Origin of the sequence: Nonomuraea dietziae, from assembly GCF_014195505.1 — a bacterium.
Lineage (GTDB): Bacteria > Actinomycetota > Actinomycetes > Streptosporangiales > Streptosporangiaceae > Nonomuraea > Nonomuraea roseola.
The window spans coordinates 1,744,748-1,761,223 of sequence record NZ_JACIBV010000001.1 but is presented as its reverse complement, the minus strand read 5'-3'; the positions used below and the strand labels follow the sequence as shown (position 1 = coordinate 1,761,223).

14 protein-coding genes and 1 pseudogene are annotated in these 16,476 nt (G+C 72.5%); 10 read left to right on the top strand and 5 right to left on the bottom strand.

The window, feature by feature from the left end; genetic code table 11:
* Window positions 1-39: 39 nt before the first annotated feature.
* The 4 genes from FHR33_RS08590 to FHR33_RS08575 are packed head-to-tail and all read left to right on the top strand — an operon-like array spanning window position 40 to window position 6,009.
* Entirely contained in the window at window positions 40-1,440 is a 1,401-nt protein-coding gene (locus FHR33_RS08590; RefSeq protein ID WP_221241016.1) for an aspartate aminotransferase family protein, read from the top strand.
* Window positions 1,437-2,807, top strand: a complete 1,371-nt coding sequence (locus FHR33_RS08585; protein WP_183645435.1) for an aminobutyraldehyde dehydrogenase — start codon at window positions 1,437-1,439, stop codon at window positions 2,805-2,807. The genes FHR33_RS08590 and FHR33_RS08585 overlap by 4 nt, the downstream gene beginning before the upstream one ends.
* Window positions 2,808-2,818: 11 nt before the next feature.
* On the top strand, window positions 2,819-3,982 hold the full coding sequence (locus tag FHR33_RS08580; protein ID WP_183645434.1) for an acyl-CoA dehydrogenase family protein: 1,164 nt from the start codon (window positions 2,819-2,821) through the stop codon (window positions 3,980-3,982).
* A 5-nt stretch (window positions 3,983-3,987) separates the two neighbouring features.
* Window positions 3,988-6,009 carry an acetate--CoA ligase family protein gene (locus FHR33_RS08575; RefSeq protein ID WP_183659953.1) on the top strand — a complete coding sequence of 674 codons (2,022 nt, stop codon included), beginning with the start codon at window positions 3,988-3,990 and terminating at the stop codon, window positions 6,007-6,009.
* Here the strand turns inward: FHR33_RS08575 and FHR33_RS08570 are convergent.
* Complete coding sequence (locus FHR33_RS08570; RefSeq protein WP_183645433.1) at window positions 6,002-6,697, bottom strand: TetR/AcrR family transcriptional regulator; 696 nt, start codon at window positions 6,695-6,697, stop codon at window positions 6,002-6,004. The two genes, FHR33_RS08575 and FHR33_RS08570, sit on opposite strands and share 8 nt — an antisense overlap.
* Before the next feature lie 108 nt (window positions 6,698-6,805).
* Between FHR33_RS08570 and FHR33_RS08565 the strand changes: the two genes are divergently transcribed.
* Window positions 6,806-7,978 carry an MFS transporter gene (locus FHR33_RS08565; RefSeq protein WP_183645432.1) on the top strand — a complete coding sequence of 391 codons (1,173 nt, stop codon included), beginning with the start codon at window positions 6,806-6,808 and terminating at the stop codon, window positions 7,976-7,978.
* Window positions 7,979-7,996: 18 nt separating this feature from the next.
* Here FHR33_RS08565 and FHR33_RS08560 read toward each other — a convergent pair whose 3' ends face one another.
* Entirely contained in the window at window positions 7,997-8,584 is a 588-nt protein-coding gene (locus FHR33_RS08560) for a hypothetical protein (RefSeq protein WP_183645431.1), read from the bottom strand.
* Between the two features lie 68 nt (window positions 8,585-8,652).
* On the opposite strand from FHR33_RS08560, the gene FHR33_RS52485 reads away from it, so the two are divergent.
* On the top strand, window positions 8,653-9,273 hold the full coding sequence (locus tag FHR33_RS52485; protein WP_221241015.1) for a TetR/AcrR family transcriptional regulator: 621 nt from the start codon (window positions 8,653-8,655) through the stop codon (window positions 9,271-9,273).
* On the opposite strand, the gene FHR33_RS08550 is transcribed toward FHR33_RS52485, so the two are convergent.
* Window positions 9,252-12,362, bottom strand: a complete 3,111-nt coding sequence (locus FHR33_RS08550) for a bifunctional cytochrome P450/NADPH--P450 reductase (protein WP_183645430.1) — start codon at window positions 12,360-12,362, stop codon at window positions 9,252-9,254. The two genes, FHR33_RS52485 and FHR33_RS08550, sit on opposite strands and share 22 nt — an antisense overlap.
* Window positions 12,363-12,416: 54 nt before the next feature.
* Here FHR33_RS08550 and FHR33_RS08545 point away from each other — a divergent pair, with 54 nt between their 5' ends.
* The 4 genes from FHR33_RS08545 (at window position 12,417) to FHR33_RS08530 (ending at window position 15,196) form a co-directional block, all read left to right on the top strand.
* Window positions 12,417-12,971, top strand: a complete 555-nt coding sequence (locus FHR33_RS08545; protein WP_183645429.1) for a TetR/AcrR family transcriptional regulator — start codon at window positions 12,417-12,419, stop codon at window positions 12,969-12,971.
* A 101-nt stretch (window positions 12,972-13,072) separates the two neighbouring features.
* Window positions 13,073-13,915, top strand: a complete 843-nt coding sequence (locus FHR33_RS08540; RefSeq protein ID WP_183659952.1) for an NAD-dependent protein deacetylase — start codon at window positions 13,073-13,075, stop codon at window positions 13,913-13,915.
* 88 nt (window positions 13,916-14,003) lie between these two features.
* A complete protein-coding gene (locus FHR33_RS08535; RefSeq protein WP_183645428.1) occupies window positions 14,004-14,492 on the top strand; it encodes a methylated-DNA--[protein]-cysteine S-methyltransferase in 489 nt (162 codons plus the stop codon).
* A 20-nt stretch (window positions 14,493-14,512) separates the two neighbouring features.
* Window positions 14,513-15,196 carry a 2OG-Fe(II) oxygenase gene (locus FHR33_RS08530; protein WP_221241014.1) on the top strand — a complete coding sequence of 228 codons (684 nt, stop codon included), beginning with the start codon at window positions 14,513-14,515 and terminating at the stop codon, window positions 15,194-15,196.
* Window positions 15,197-15,323: 127 nt separating this feature from the next.
* Here the strand turns inward: FHR33_RS08530 and FHR33_RS49975 are convergent, their stop codons facing one another.
* Both FHR33_RS49975 and FHR33_RS53205 read right to left on the bottom strand, forming a co-directional pair.
* The gene (locus tag FHR33_RS49975) at window positions 15,324-15,872 is read right to left on the bottom strand and encodes a GNAT family N-acetyltransferase (protein ID WP_246451712.1); all 549 of its coding nucleotides are present in this window, start codon (window positions 15,870-15,872) and stop codon (window positions 15,324-15,326) included.
* Window positions 15,873-15,969: 97 nt separating this feature from the next.
* Window positions 15,970-16,257: pseudogene (locus tag FHR33_RS53205) on the bottom strand (hypothetical protein); the annotation flags it as partial.
* Window positions 16,258-16,476 lie beyond the last annotated feature (219 nt).

Sequence of the window (16,476 nt, the reverse complement as noted above, 5' to 3'; positions counted from 1 at the left end):
GTGGGCGTCCTGCAAGCTATCAATCGATAGCTTCCGGACGTGAAGGGGACAGCCATGACGCACGCCCTGGTGCGGCACACCCGAGATCTCGACACGCTCGACTCGCTGATCGCCCGGCAGGAGGGTCTCCTGGTCTCCAGGATGAGCCGCTCGTTCGAGCTGCGCGAGAGCGCTCGCGAGACCCTGGCCGGAGGCGTGGCCTCCTCCTGGCAGGACTCCGTGCCCGGCGCCATCTGGATCGAGTACGGCAGGGCCCAGCGCATCCGCGACGTCGACGGCAACGACTACGTCGACATGCACGGCGGCTTCGGCGTCGGCCTCGCGGGCCACGCCCACCCCGCCGTGGTCGAGGCGCTCACCGGCAGGGCGCGCCTCGGCACGCACTTCGGGCAGCCGACCGAGGACCTCATCGCCGTCTCCAGGCTGCTGCGCGAGCGCTTCGGCCTGCCGGTCTGGCGCTTCGGCAACTCCGGCACCGAGGCGACCATGGACGCCGTCCACCTGATGCGCGTCGCCACCGGGCGCAAGAAGATCATCAAGGTGGAGGGCTCCTATCACGGCCACCACGACTCGGTGCAGGTCTCCACCTACTCCGCCGACGGCGACATCGGCCCCGACGACGCGCCCCGCTCGGTGGCCTTCGGCCCGGCCTACCCCAGCGAGGTCGTCGAGTTGACGCTGGTGGTGCCGTTCGGCGACCTCGACGCCGTGCGGCGGGTGCTGGAGGCCCACCAGGGTCAGGTCGCCGGCATGATCATCGAGCCGATCATGATGAACATCGGCATGATCACCGCTGACGAGGGTTACCACGCCGAGCTCAAGGCGCTGCTCCACTCCCACGGCGCCTACCTGACCTACGACGAGGTCAAGACGGGGCTGGCGGTCGCGCCCGGCGGGGCCACCGAGCTGTACGGCGTCACACCCGACATCGTCTGCCTGGCCAAGGCCCTGGGCGGCGGCGTGCCCTGCGGGGCGATCGGCGCCACCGCCGAGCTCATGGAGCTGGTCGCCGACAACACCTACCAGCAGGTCGGCACCTTCAACGGCAACCCGCTCACGATGGCCGCGGTGCGCGCCGTGCTCACGGAGGTGCTCACCCCCGCCGCCTACGCCCACCTCGACGCGATGCGCGCCCACATGGCCGACGGCGTCACCGAGCTGATGTCCCGCTACGAGATCCCCGGCTACGTCGCCTCGGCCGGCGCGAAGGGATCGGTGATCTTCGCCGACCGGCTGCGCAACTACCGCGACTTCCTGCGCTACGCCGACCAGTGGGGTCACGCCCACTGGCTCTACCAGATCAACGGCGGGATCTTCCTGCCGCCGTGGGGCAAGACCGAGCAGTTCACGCTCTCCGTCCAGCACACCATGGAGGACGCGCGGCGCTTCGTGGCCAACTTCGAGACGCTCTGCGCGGCCGTACGCGGGGAGAGCCGATGAGCTCCGACGCCGTGGTCGACCCGGCGACGGGGCAGACGATCACCGAGGTGCCGCGCGCCACGCCGGCCGAGCTGGAGCGGGCGGTCGCCGGCGCCCGCGCCGCCTTCGACGGGTGGCGCAGGACCACCCCGGCCGAGCGCTCCGACGCGCTGCACGCGCTCGCGGACCTGGTCACCGAGCACGCCGCCGAGCTGGCGGAGCTGGAGTCGCGCAACGTCGGCAAGCCCATGGCGGGCGCTCCAGGCGAGATCGCCTACTGCGCCGACAACCTGCGCTTCCTGGCCGGCGCCGCGCGCACCTGCGAGGGCAGGGCGGCGGCGGAGTACCTCCCCGACGCCACGTCGATGATCCGCCGCGAGCCCGTCGGCGTCGTCGCGGGCATCGCGCCGTGGAACTACCCGCTCATGATGGCCGTGTGGAAGATGGCCCCCGCCGTCGCGGCGGGCTGCGCGGTCGTGCTGAAACCCTCCAGGCAGACACCGCTGACCACGCTGCGCCTGGCCGAGCTGGCCTCGCGGGTGCTGCCCCAGGGCGTCTTCACCGTCGTCACCGGCGGAAGGGAGGCGGGGGCGTTCCTGTCCTCGCACCAGGGGGTGGACATGGTCTCGGTCACCGGCTCCACCGCGACGGGCAGGGCCGTCGCGGTCGCCGCGGCCGGCACGGTGAAGCGGCTCCACCTGGAGCTCGGCGGCAAGGCCCCCGTCGTGGTCTTCCCCGACGCCGACGTGGACCGGCTGGCGGCGAGCCTGCGGGTGGCCGCCTTCGCCAACGCGGGGCAGGACTGCACGGCCGCCACCCGCGTGATCGTGGTGGGCGAGCGCTTCGACGAGGTCGCCTCGGCGCTGGCCGAGAGCGCCCGGTCGCTGCGCGTCGGCCCGCCCGCCGACCCCGCGACGGAGATGGGCCCGCTGGTCACCCGCGAGCACCGCGACAGGGTGGCCGACCACGTCGGCGCCGCCGTGGCGGCCGGCGCCGAGGTCCTGGCGGGAGGGACCGTGCCCGAAGGTCCCTGCGCCTCCTACCCGCCCACGGTCCTGACCGGGGTGGAACAGCGCTGGCCGATCGTGCAGGAGGAGGTCTTCGGCCCTGTGCTCACCGTGCAGCGGGCGGGCTCGGACGAGCAGGCCCTCGCGATGGCGGCCGACGTGCCGTACGGCCTGGCGGCCAGCGTCTGGACGCGCGACGTCGGCAGGGCGATGAGGGCCGCCGCCGAGCTGCGCTACGGGGCGGTCTGGGTGAACGACCACATGACCGCCGCCTCCGAGCTGCCGCACGGCGGCTTCGGCCAGTCGGGCTACGGCAAGGACATGTCGGCGTACGCGCTGGACCACTACGCCGAGCCCAAGCAGGTGACGATCCGATGGTAGGAGGAGGGCCGATGACGCGCGAGGTGCGCGGGGGGCTGGCGATGACGGAGGAGCAGGCCGCGTTCGTCAGGCTGGCGCGCGACTTCGCCGCCGCCGAGATCAGGCCGAGGGCGCGCGAGGTGGACGAGGCCGACCACGCGCTGCCCTCGCAGGTGTGGGAGAAGGCCGCCGCCGTCGGCCTGACCTCCTTCATGATCCCCGAGGAGTACGGCGGCGGCGGGGTGACGGACCTGGTGACGCAGTGCCTGGTGCAGGAGGAGCTGTGCCACGGCGACGTCTCCATCGGCAACCTGACCACGTCGGCGGGCTTCTTCGCCGCTCCGGTGCTGGAGCTGGGCAGCGAGGAGCAGAAGCGCCGCTTCCTCGCCCCGCTCTGCTCTGGTCTGCCTCCGCTGACGGCCCTCGCGGTCACCGAGCCGGGAGCAGGCTCGGACGCGGCCTCGCTGACCACGCGAGCCGTGCGAGACGGCGACTCCTACGTCCTGAACGGCCAGAAGGCGTGGATCTCCAACGGTCCCTACGCCGACCTGTTCGTGATCTTCGCGACGGTCGCCCCCGGCACCAGGTCGAAGGGGATCACCGCCTTCGTGGTCCCACGCGGCGCGCGAGGGCTGACGGTCGGCAGGCCGATGCCGAAGATGGGGCAGCGCGGCATCGCCTGCGCCGAGCTCTTCCTCGAGGACGTGAGGGTCCCCGTGGCCGACAGGCTGGGGGAGGAGGGGCAGGGTTTCCGCGGGCTGATGCGCACCTTCGACGCCTCGCGCATCCTCATCGGCGCGGCCTGCACGGGGCTGTCGAGGGCCGCCCTCGACGCGACGCTCGCCTACGCGCGCGAGCGGGAGCAGTTCGGCGTGAAGATCATCGAGCACCAGGCGGTGGCGTTCAGGCTCGCCGACATGGCCGCGAAGGTCGACGTGTCGCACCTGGTGACGATGCGCGCGGCCAGGCTGTTCGACGCGGGTGAGAGCGTCACGCAGGAGTCGGCCGTCGCCAAGCTGACCGCGTCGGAGCACGCCATGTGGTGCACGTGGGCGGCGGTCCAGACGCACGGCGGCTGGGGCTACTCCCGCGAGTACCTGGTGGAGAAGTGGATGCGCGACGCGAAGCTGGAGGAGATCGAGGAAGGCACCTCCGACATCCAACGGCTGATCATCTCCAGGTCCCTGCGGTCGTGAACGGCATGCGGGTCTTCGCCGACCCCCGGTCGGTGGCGGTGGTCGGCGCGTCGGCCGACCGCGCCAAGTGGGGCTACTGGCTGGCGCGAGGGGCGATCAAGGGCGCGCACCGGCGCGAGGTCCACCTGGTCGGACGGCAGGGCGCGGTCGTCGAGGGAGTGCGGTGCCTGTCCTCGCTCCACGACCTGCCGAGCGCGCCCGACCTGGTCGCGCTGTGCGTGCCGCCGGGGGCGGTGCCCGGAGTGGTGGAGCAGGCGCTCGGCATGGGCGCGCGAGGGTTCGTCGGCATCACGGCGGGGCTCGACCTCGCGCTGGGCGAGGGAGCCGAGCGCGCTCTCGCGCAGCGGATCGCCGCCGCGGGGGCCAGACTGCTCGGCCCCAACTGCCTCGGCCTGTACGACGCGGCCACCGAGCTGCACCTGGCCTGGGGCTCGTTCACCTCTGGCAGCCTGGCCATCGTCTCGCAGAGCGGTCAGCTCGGTCTGGCGCTCGGCACGCTGGCGGCCGACGCGGGCCTCGGCGTGTCCAGGTTCGTCTCGCTCGGCAACCAGGCCGACGTCACCGCGGCCGAGGCGCTGGCCGACCTGGCGGGACATGACCGCACCAGGGCGGTCGCCCTGTACGCCGAGGACTTCGGCGACGGCCGCGCCCTGGTGGAGACCTTCGCCGCCCTGCGCGAGGCGGGCAAGCCCGTGATCGTCCTCACGGTCGGCGGCGGCGAGGCGTCGAGGGCCGCGGCGCGCTCCCACACAGGAGCGCTGACCTCGGCCATGGAGGTCGTGGACGCCGCCTGCGAGGCAGGCGGCGCGATCAGGGTCGCCTCGCCAGGACGGCTGGTCGACCTCGCCCAGGCGCTGGCCGCCCCCGCCCCTCCTCGCGGACGCAGGGTCGCGGTCGTCTCCGACGGCGGAGGGCAGGGCGCGCTCGCGGCCGACCTGGCCGAGGCCGAAGGGCTGCGCGTGCCGCCCTTCTCCGCGGGGCTCGCCGCGCGCCTGGCCGCCCTGCTGCCACCGGCCGCCGCCACGGCCAACCCGGTGGACCTGGCGGGAGCGGGCGAGCGCGACATGACGAGCTACGCCAGGGTCGTCGAGGTGATCGCCGGCAGCGGGGAGGCGGACGCGGTCCTGCTCACCGGCTACTTCGGCGCGTGGGGCGGCGACAACCCCGCGCTGGACAGGACGGAGGTGTCGGTCGCGGGGCGGATCGCCGAGGTGGCGCGTGGAATGGCCGTCCACGTCGACAGCATGGGCAGGGGCACGGAGGCGCTCGCGGCGCTGAGGGAGTGCGGCGTGCCCGTCTACGACCGCGTGGACGGCGCCGCCTGGGCCCTCGGACGGGCGGCCGCCCTTCCCCCGGCCCGTCGGCCCTGTCCGCCCCTGCGGCCTCTCGCTCCTTCGCCGCCGGCGCAGGGGTACTGGGCGGCGAGGGAGCTGCTGGCCGGATACGGCGTGCCGTTCCCTCCCGGACGGCTCGCCGAGGAGGGCGTGGAAGGGCTGCGCGCGCCGTACGTGCTCAAGGCCGACTGGCTCGAGCACAAGAGCGAGGCGGGCGGAGTGGTGGTCGGGCTCCCCGACGAGGCGGCCCTGGGCCGCGCCAGGCGCGAGATGGCGCGGCGGCTGGGTCCTGGCCGCTACGTCGTGGAGGAGATGGACACCCGTGACCACGTCGTGGAGATCCTCGTCGGAGGGCGCAGGGATCCCGCCTTCGGCCCCGTCGTGGTGGCGGGGTTCGGCGGCACCGAGGTCGAGCTGTGGCGCGACACGGTGACCGCGCTGGCGCCCGTCACCACGCGGGCGGCGACGGAGATGCTGCGCGGCCTGCGCTGCCACCGGCTGCTGACCGGATGGAGGGCAGGGCCCGCGCTGGCGGTCGGCGCCCTGGCCGAGGTGATCGTGGCGGTCTCCCGCCTGCTGTCCGAACGGCCCGACGTCGCCGAGGTCGAGGTGAACCCGGTCAGGGTGGGCGTCGAGGGGGTGCTCGCCGTGGACGCCCTGGTCGGCTACGCGGGCCCGAGCGGGCTCACGTAGCGGCGCGGTAGGCGGCGATCACCTCGGCGGCGGCCCGCCTGACCTCGCCGACGCGGCCGGGGTCGGCCAGCAGGCCGCGCAGCAGGAAGGTCGCGGTGTCGTCTGGCCTGCTGCCGGCCCTGCGGCGGCGTCCGCCGTGGGAGACCCTGATGACCTCCCACTCCACGCCCCAGATCGCCTGCCTGGCGAACTCGGGGTCGATGGGGGCGAGCTCGCCCTCCTCGACGCCCTCGCGGACGAGCGCGCGGACCGTGCCGTACCAGGCGCGCAGCCTGCGGTTCCATGACTCGAGTCCGGGCTCGCGGATCAGGTCGTCGGGCAGGCCGCGCATGTCGATGGGCGCCTCGAGGCAGTACTCCACGTCGAGGCTGACCGCGGCGTACAACCTGGCGGAGGCGCTCGCCTCCGCTCCTGCCAGCCACCTGACCCGCTCCTCAGGGACGCCGATGTCGTAGGCGCACAGGTCCTGGAGGATCGCCAGCTTGGACGGGTAGTGGTTGTACAGCGACGGCTGGCGGATGCCGAGCGCCTCGGCGATGTCCCTCGTCGAGGTGCCGTGGTAGCCGCGCTGGGCGAACAGGCTGGCCGCCTCGCAGAGGATCTGCTCCCTTCGCGGCCAGCGCTCGCGGGGCAGCGCTCTGAGCTGGGTGAAATCCGGACGGCTCTCGGTGCTCGGCTTCGCGCTCATATGGGGGCCGAGGATATCACCCGATAGTAAATGGCTCTGGACGGGAGCCAGGCCCAGCGCTTAGGTTCAACTATCAATCGATAGCCTCCGCAGATTGAGGAGTCCGGCGTGACCACACCCCCCAGGTCGCCGGCGTTCGCGCTGGCCGCCATCTCCATGGCTCTCACCGCCGCCTACATGGTTCCCACGATGCTTCCGACCCTGATCGAGACCCTCGGCTCCGGTCTCGGCCTGAGCATGGAGGGCGCGGGCTTCGTCGGCACGGGCGCCCTGCTCGCCTCCGCGGTGACGGGAGTCCTGATCACCCGACGTGCCGCCAGACCCGGCAGGGCACGGGCGGCCGTCGTCAGTCTCACGGCGATGGTCACGGGCTTCCTGGCCGCCGTGCTCGTCCCCGTGCCCGCCCTCGCGATCGCCGGCATCCTGCTCGGCGGGGTCGGCGGCGGCGCGGTCCTGTCGCTGGCCAGCGCGGGAATCGCGGCCATGGCCAACCCCGACAGGGCCACGGGGGTCGGGCTCATCGCCAGCACGGTGATCGGCTCGGGCATCTACATGGCGCTCCCGCTGTTCGGCGGAGGGCTGGCGGTGACCGTCGGCTCGATCGCGGTGGTGTGCGCCGCGACCGTCCCCTTCATGCGCGACATGCCGGAGGCGCCGGTGGAGAGCGCCGCCTCCGCCGGCCCGCTGGGGTCCAGAGGGGCGGGCCTGGTCCTGGTGGCGGGCATCTGCCTCTGGGGCGCCTGCGAGTACGCCCTGTGGGCGGTCACGGGCACGATCGGCGTCGACGAGATCGGCATGGACGAGGGCGTCGTCAACCTGATCCTCTCAGGGTCGCTGTTCGCCGGGCTGATCGGCGGCGGCGTGGTGGCGGTGATCGGCGACAGGTACGGCAGGGCCGTGCCGCTGGCGGTGTTCCTGCTGCTCGGCGTGGCCTCCAAGGTGATGATCGCGGCGGGAGGGGCCCCCGCGATCTACACCACGGGCCAGCTCCTGTGGAACCTGACCTACCAGGGGGCGCTCACCTACATGATCGCCATCGCCGCCACCCTCGACGCGAGAGGACGATGGGCGGTGCTGGCGAACGCCGCGTTCGGCTTCGGCACCGCCCTGGGGCCCGTCGCGGGAACCGGGATCCTGTCGGCCGGCGGGATCGGCGGGCTGTCGGCCGTCCTGGTCGCGGTCAGCTGCGCCGTGGTGATCCCGCTCGTCGCCGTCGCCCGCAGGTCCGGCGCGATCAGGGGCGAGGCGGGAGCGGAGCGGCACCCGGTCGCCCCCGTGTGAGGCCCCAGCCGTTGGGCGCTACGACGGGAGGGCGTCGGCGGGCCGCGCCAGGGCGGCCCGCTCGCCCGACCACAGCCTGGAGGCCATCCAGGCCACGCCGACGGCGGCCAGCACCAGGCCCGCCAGATAGACCGGCAGAGGTACGGCGTTGCGCAGCGAGCCCGGCACCATCCCCGCGGCGTAGAGCACGACCGCGATCGCCGGCGGCGCCCCGGCCCTCAGCGCCGCCGCCGCGAACACCAGCACCCCCGCCACCAGGACCACGGACGTGACGAGGAAGGCCCGCCCCGTCCCTCCTGCCAGCAGCCCTGCCACCACGCCGGGAGCCAGCAGCGGGAAGACGAAGTGCAGGGTGTACTCGATGGCGAAGGCGCCCGCCAGCCCCGCCGCGTTGAGCAGGTAGCCCGCCAGGCCGAGACCGCCTGCCGTACGGCGGATGAGCAGGTAGACCCCGGTGATCGCGAACAGCCCCGTGAGCGGGGCGAAGGGGGCGACGGCGTGGGTGAAAGCGGTCTCGGGCAGCAGGCCCGCCCTGCGGGCGATGTTGACGATCAGCAGGACGGCGCAGGCGAAGCCCGCCACCGCCGTGACCCGGTAGAGCTGCATGGCGCAGGTCCCTTCTCTCGGTCATAACGCTCGTTATCATCCGTGTTATTGACCGTTAGGGTGAGAGGGTGGGCCAGGCCGTAAGAACCTCGAAAGAACTCCTCGACGCGGGAGTGCGCGTCCTTCGCGAGCAGGGGGCCGCGCACCTGACCCTGAGGAGGGTGGCCGAGGCCGCGGGCACGTCCACGATGGGCATCTACACCTGCTTCGGCGGGCGCGCCGGGCTGCTCGAAGCCATCTACCTGCACGGCTTCCACGCCCTGCGCGACGCGCTGACCACCGCTCTGGCGCCCTGCGGCGACCCCGTCGACCGCGTCATGGCCGTGGCGGCGGGCTACCGCGCGTTCGCCCTGGCCGACCCCTCGCTCTTCGCGCTGATGTTCGAGCGGCCGCTACCCGACTTCGACCCCTCGCCCGAGCTGCGGCGCGAGGCGCTCGAGTTGACCTTCCACCTGCTCGCGGACGCGGTGGAGGCGGCGGGGCTCGGCCGCCAGGGAGAGCCGGACAGGGCGGCCTACCTGGTGTGGACGACGATCCACGGCATCGTCGGCATCGAGCTCACCCACGCGCTGCGCAGCCCGCTGCCCGGCTGGTTCCTCGACTCGCGGGAGGAGGGCGAGCGGGTGCTCGACGAAGGCGTGCGCGCCCTCCTTTTCGGGCTGCGCGATCAGGCGAACACGTCCTGCTGATAGCGGCCCTCGGCCTCCAGCCCCGCCAGCCACGCCTCGGCGTCGCCCTCCGCCCTCTCGCGGTGGATCGCCAGCAGCGCCTGCCGTACGGCCGGCGCCATCCGCAGCCCGTCGCCGCAGACGTAGACGTGCGCGCCCTGCTGGAGCAGCTCCCACACCGCGTCGGCCTGCGCCGCCACGGCGTCCTGGACGAACCGGTAGGGATGCCCCTCGACCGCGGAGAACGCCGTGTGCACGCGCACCCCCTCGGCCGCGGCCCACGCCTCGACCTCCTCCTTGTAGAGCAGGTCGTGCTCGGGGTGACGGCACCCGGTGAACACCTCGGCCCTGCCCTGGGCCCCGGTCAGCGCCCGCTGCTCCATGAAGCCGCGCAGCGGCGCGAACCCGGTGCCAGGCCCGACCAGGACGACCGGCGTGGCCGGGTCGTCAGGCAGCCTGAACGGCGGCGCGGGCACCCTGATGTAGCCGTAGAAGACCTCGCCCTCGGCCAGCCCCGCCAGGTAGGCCGAGCACATGCCGCGGTAGGCGCCGCCGCCCGACCACGCCGGCCCCTCCACGAGCCCCACGGTGATCCGCACCCTGCCGGGCTCGGCCAGCGGCGAGGAGGAGATCGAGTAGTAGCGCGGCCTGATCGGTCCCGCGAGCTCGAGGAAGACCGGCAGCGGCAGCTCCACGGCGGGGAAGCGCTCCAGCAGCGTGAGCACCGACAGCCGCTTGGCGAGCACCTCGTCGGCGTAGTCGGCGGTCAGCGCCGCCAGCTGGCTTCTGGTCCACGGGCAGCCGGTGTGCGCGGCCAGTGCCTCCAGGTCGGAGCGGGTGGCCACCTCCTGCAGCTCGGCGAAGTCGGTGAGCAGCAGGCCCGCCGTCACGGGGGTGTCCACCGGCAGGTGGGTGTGCCCGTGGGCGCGCAGCCGCACGACCCTGTCGCGCGGGACGCGCAGGCAGCGCAGCGCCCACTCCACCAGCTCGGGATCGTTCTTGGCGAACACCGCCAGGTGGTCGCCCGGCTCGTACTCCACGCCCTCGGGCAGCTCGGCCACGATCGAGCGGACGCCTGGACGCGGCTGCTCCAGCGAGAAGTCCCACAGGCCCGTGGGGTCGCCGGTCAGCTCCCTGTTGGAGACCACGGTCAGCGGGACGGCGCGCTCCGACACCACGGCGGGCCGCACCTCGGCCTCGGTGAGCACCTCCATCTCGTAGCGCGGCCCCGCGTCGGCCGCCGAGGCGCTGTACTCCTGCGCCAGCGCCGCCCACAGCTTCGCCGTCCACGCCGAGACGTCGCCGTCGAAGTCGCCGTCGGCGTCCGCCTCTCCACGTTCGACCAGCGGGACGGCGCCCGCGGCCGTGAGCTTGTCGAAGGCGCGGCGGGGGAAGTCCTGGTAGGTGGGCCACTGGGTGTTGCCGCAGCCGAGCAGCGCCAGCCGTACCTCCGACAGGTCGGGAAGGTCCTCGAGGGCGTCGAATCGCTGGGCGTTGTCGGGCGCCTTGCCGTTGTAGGAGGAGGCCACCACCAGCAGCAGCCCCTCGGAGGGAGGCTCCAGGTCGTCCAGGCTGGTCAGCGTGGTCGCGAAGCCGGACCTGCCGGCCCGCTCGGCGAGCCGTTCGGCGATGTCGGCGCAGGTGCCCAGGTTGGAGCCGTAGGCGACGGTGAGCGCCACGCCCGTGACCGCGATGTCGTGCTGGTCGGCCTGCTCGGCGGGCAGAACGTGGACGGCCGAGCGCTCGTGCGGCCTGCGCTCGCGCACCCTGATCGTGAAGCCGTCGGGCTTGAGGGTGAGCGTCTGCTTGATCTCCATCCGGTAGACGGCGGGGTCGGAGACGGCGAAACGGCGCAGGATCATCGCCAGCGCCAGCCGCGCCTCGGTGAGCGCGAACTGCCGGCCGATGCAGGCCCGCTCGCCGTTGCCGAACGGCTTGTAGGCGGCGGGGTGGTGGTTCTTCTTGTTCTCGGGCAGCCAGCGGTCGATGTCGAACTCCTCCGGCCGCTCCCACGCCTTGGGGTGGCGCTGCAGCGATGGCAGCAGCACGACGATCTTCTGACCCTTCGGCACCGGGTAGCCGCCGATCGTGGTGTCCTCGTAGGCGTTCACGCCGTACGCGGGGATCGGCGACCAGATCCGCAGCGTCTCCTCCAGGATGCGCGGGATCACCTCGAGCTTCATGATCGTCTCGTAGGTGGGCGGCTCGTCGCCCGGCAGCAGCCTGTCGACCTCGTCATAGGCCCTAGCCAGCGTGTGCGGGTCGCGCAGCAGGTTGTACATCGCGAAGGAGAGCAGGCCGCTGGTCGTCTCGTGGCCGGCGATGAGGAAGGTCAGGACCTGGTTGCGGATGTTCTCGTCCGACAGCCGCTCGCCCGTCTGCGGGTCGGAGGCCTCCAGCATGAGACCGAGCAGGTCCTTGGTCCCGCCGCCGCCTTCGGCCCTGCGCTGCCTGATCACCTCGTCGACCAGCTCTTGCATGACGGCGATGTCGTCGCGGTAGGCCAGCTCCTGCCTGCGCCTCATCTTGGTGACGATGGGCAGCTGCTGGAGGCGGAGCATGGCCTCGGTCAGCGCGCCGCCCATCGCCAGCAGGAACGGGTGCAGCTCGGGAGAGTCGAAGGAACGGAACCTGTACCCGAACCCGGTGAGGGAGATGGTGTCGAGCGTGAGCCTGGTCATGTCGTCGGTCACCGGCAGGTCCCGGCCCTGGCGGCCCGCCCACGACTCGGTCAGCTGCTCGGCCACCTCCAGCATCTGCGGGAAGTAGGCCTTCATCGAGCGCTGGCTGAAGGCCGGCATGAGGATGCGGTGCGCGTGACCCCAGACCGGCTCGTCGTGCCTGGCGGTGAACAGCCCGTCACCGGCGAAGTCGCGGACCGTGCTCAGCGGGGGATCGATGCCCTTGTAGAAGCGGGTCTCGTCGCTGACCTCGGCGACCAGGTCGGGGTCGTAGACGAACAGCACGCGGCGGCCGACCAGCTCGAGCTGGAAGATGCCCTCCTCGTACCTCTTCGCGACCTGCTCGAAGTACAGGGCGGGCGCGTGCGCGGGCACCTGCAGCGTGTTGCCGAGCAACGGCAGCCCTTGTGGGGCCGGAATCGTCTTCATGAGCACTCCCCAGGAGTAGCCATACACCGTATGGTTGACGCTACCATACGGTGTATGGCAGTGAGCGCACGGCGGGGGACGCCCCTGACCCTCCAGGAGATCCTCGGCACCGCCCTGCGGCTGATCGACGCGGGCGGCGTGGAGTCGCTGTCCATGCGCAAGCTCGCCGCCGAGCTCGACGTCAACCCGATGTCCCTCTACCACCACGTAGCCAACAAGACGGAGCTCATCAGGACGCTGTGCCTGAACGTGGCGCCGCTGCTCCAGCTGCCACCCGACGACGGCGCCCCGTGGCCCGACCAGCTGCGCGCGCTGGCCCACGCCTATCGCAGGCTGGCCCGCACCCACCCGTCGCTGTGGCGATACGTGCACCACCACCCCGAGGTCACCATGCCGAGACAGGGCGGGCTGTGGGACGTCCTCGACCGGATCCTGCGTGACGCGGGGACGCCGGAGGAGGAGCGGGAGCGTACGGCGGACGTGCTGCACGCCTTCGTCTCGGGCTTCGTGCTGGCGGAGAACCTGGGCCACATCGCCGAGGAGGAGAGCGAGCCCGCCTTCGACACCGCGATCAACCTGATCACCGCAGGCCTGCGCACCCACCGCTGAGCCTGGACGCCGCGTCGCAGGTGAGCCGAGCCTTCGGGCACCATGGAAGGGTGACGCAGGCGGTGCGAGATGAGGCGGGCCGGGCGGTCCCCGCGTTCGACATGCTGGTCGACCTCGTCGGCGACGGCGGGGTGCTCGTCCTGAGCGGAGCCGGGCTGTCGACGGAGTCGGGCATCCCCGACTACCGGGGCGAGACAGGCCGCAGGCGCAGGGCGGAGCCGATGACCTACCAGGCCTTCGTCGGCAGCGCCGCCGCCAGGCGGCGCTACTGGGCCCGCAGCCACCTGGGATGGCGGCACATCGCGCACGCGGGCTGGAACGCCGGCCACCGCGCCGTCGCGGGCCTGCAGTCGATGGGGCTGGTGAGCGGCATCATCACGCAGAACGTGGACGGCCTGCACCAGGCGGCGGGCGCGGAGCAGGTGGTCGAGCTGCACGGCAGCCTGCACCGCGTGGTCTGCCTGTCGTGCGGGGAGCGCACCTCGAGGGAGTGGCTCGAGCAGCGGCTGAACGCGGCCAACCCCGGCTGGCTCGGCGCCGCCGATGCCATCAACCCCGACGGCGACGCCGTCCTCGCCGACGACCAGATCGGCGCGTTCGAGATCGTCGACTGCGCCGGCTGCGGCGGCCTGCTCAAGCCCGACGTCATCTTCTTCGGCGAGAACGTGCCGCGCCCCCGCGTCGCGGAGTGCTACGAGCTGACCGAACAGGCCGGCCTGCTGCTGGTACTGGGCTCCTCGCTGACCGTGATGTCCGGCTACCGGTTCGTACGGCGGGCGGCCGACCACGGCGTCCCCGTCGTGATCGTCAACCAGGGCCCCACACGCGGCGACGGCGACGCCCACCTCGCCCTCGACGCCCCCCTCGGCCCCACCCTCACCGCGTTGCTGGCGAGGTTCGGCTGCGAGCCGGGATCGCTCGGGGGCGTCGCCGGATTGTCTTAGCCCGTCACCTCTCCCGCCTCCCAGCGCGAGGTCCGAAAACCGCCGAGGTCGGCGGCTGGAATCGCGTTATACAAGGCGAGGAGGAGAGATGACCGTCTACACCACGACCGAGAGCCCGCTGGGCCCGTTGCTGCTCACCGGGGACAAGGACACCGACGGCGTACGGCTGACGTCGCTGACGTGGGCCGCTGCCGTCCAGCCCGGGTGGACCGAGGACGCGGCGGCGTTGGCCGCGATCACCGGCCAGCTGCGCGCCTACTTCGACGGCGACCTGCGCGACTTCGACCTGCCCCTGGCCGGAGAGGGCACCCCGTACCAGCAGAAGGTCTGGCGCGCGGTGGAGAGCGTTCCCTACGGCACCACGATCACCTACGGGCAGCTCGCCGAGCGGATCGGCGCGCCAAGGGACCGCATCCGCGCCGTCGGTGCGGCGATCGGCGCCAACCCGCTGCTGATCGTCAGGCCCTGCCACCGCGTCATCGGCGCGACGGGGTCGCTGACCGGCTACGCGGGCGGACTGGAGCGCAAGCGGCTCCTGCTCACCCACGAGGGCGCGCTCCAGCCGCTGTTCGTGTGACCCTCCACGGAAGGACGACCATGATGAACCCTGAGGCATGGGCACAGGAGATGGACGCCTACGGATGCGCGCCCACGGGCCCGCTCCTCACCGAGGCGCAGTGCCGCGAGATCGCCGGACTGTACGACGAGGTCGCGCGGTTCCGGTCGACGGTCGACATGGAGCGCTACAGGTTCGGCAGGGGGCAGTACCGCTACTTCGCCCAGCCCTTCCCCGACCTTGTCCAGGAGTTGCGCAGCACGCTCTACCCGAGGTTGCTGCCCATCGCCAGGGACTGGGCCGCGAGACTGGGCAAGCCAGCCCCCTGGCCCGACAGCCTGGAGGAGTGGCTGGAGATGTGCCACGCGGCGGGACAGACCAAGCCCACCCCGATCCTGCTGCGCTACCGCGAGGGCGACTGGAACGCCCTGCATCGCGACCTGTACGGCGACCTGGTCTTCCCTCTGCAGGTCGTGATCGGCCTGGACAGGCCGGGCGACGACTACGACGGCGGTGAGTTCCTGCTGGTGGAGCAGCGTCCGCGCGCCCAGTCCCGCGGCACGGTGACGCTCCTGCGGCAGGGCCACGGCCTGGTCTTCACCACCCGTGACAGGCCCGTGCGCTCGGCGCGCGGCTGGTCTGCCGCGCCCGTACGGCACGGCGTCAGCACCGTGCGGCGGGGCCTGCGGCACACGCTCGGCCTGGTCTTCCACGACGCGGCCTGACCACCACGGCCAGGCCGGCTGTTTCGGGATGTGCCTGTGACTGATGCGCAGGGGGCGCGGATCGAGCCGTTACTGCCGGACCGGTCACCGAAGCGCGGTGGCCGCTCGCGAGTCCAGACGATGGTTCTCAGGGAGTATCCGGCTTCGTCGGCAGGATCTTGGCGAGGACGACGCTGTCGTAGTTGGTGACGTCCCACCGCCACGTCCCGATCGGCACGTATCCGCGCCGGCGGTACCAGGCCACGAGGTCTTCCGCTGTCGCGGAGGTGTCGATGACGGCGTGTGTCGAACCCAGGGCGGCCATCCTGGCCTCCGCCAGTGTCAGAAGCCGGTGTCCCAGCCCGTTTCCCCGCTGCGACGGATCCACCGCCAGTTGCCAGAACGACCCCGCTCCTTCGGGTGCGGGGTAGCCGGTGGGAGCGGTGTGGGGGGCGGACACGGTGACGGTCCCGACCAGCGCGTCATCTCTCACGGCGATCCAGCACTCGCCCTTGCTCAGGCGATGCCGGGTGTCTTGTGGAGACTGGTAGGAGGCGAAGAAGATCCGCCCGGCAGCGGCGTGGTCCGCGTACGCACGGTGGAGCAGGAGGGTCACCTCCTCCACCGAGTCGCCCTCGTGGAAGCGCCGCACCTGGACCGATTCCCGCGTGCTCGTGCCCGTCGAGTCGATGTTCATCCCGGCAGTCAACAGCAGACGACCGCGGCCCCCGAGCGACGGCCTGCCCCGCCGTCGCCGCGGGGTGGAGGTCGACCGCTGTGAGCGGCGGCGCTGGTGCGGGCCAGATGGCTGTCGACGCCGACGGCGACCAGCAGGGCGCCGGGCACGTCGACCCACGCTCCCGCGCCACCCGCAGCAGGCCTGACGCCAGCCACTGCGGCGGCACGTAGACGGCGTCTGGGCGGTGATCGAGGATCTCCGCGGCGGCCGAGACCGCGCTCGTCTCGAGCTTGTCCGGCCGCGCCAGCACCAGGATCGGCTCGATCCCCTTGTCGGCTGTCCACTCCCTGTAGGTCTGCTGGGCATCGGCGAACCAGGACCACCCGATGCCCACGGAGAGCATCGCGATGCTCTGCGCCCCCGCCCCGGCGAGGTGGTCGAGCACCGTCGCCGTGCTGCCCGCGCTGTCGGCCGCCACCCACCACGGGTCCTCCGCGCGCGCGACGTCCCTGCCGATGGTCACGACGGGCACGCCCGGCTCGTCGACCATCGCGACTCTGCTGTCGAGGGGCAGCGGGTCCACCACGATGCCCCCGTCCACGCTGGAGCGCCGCCGTCGGCC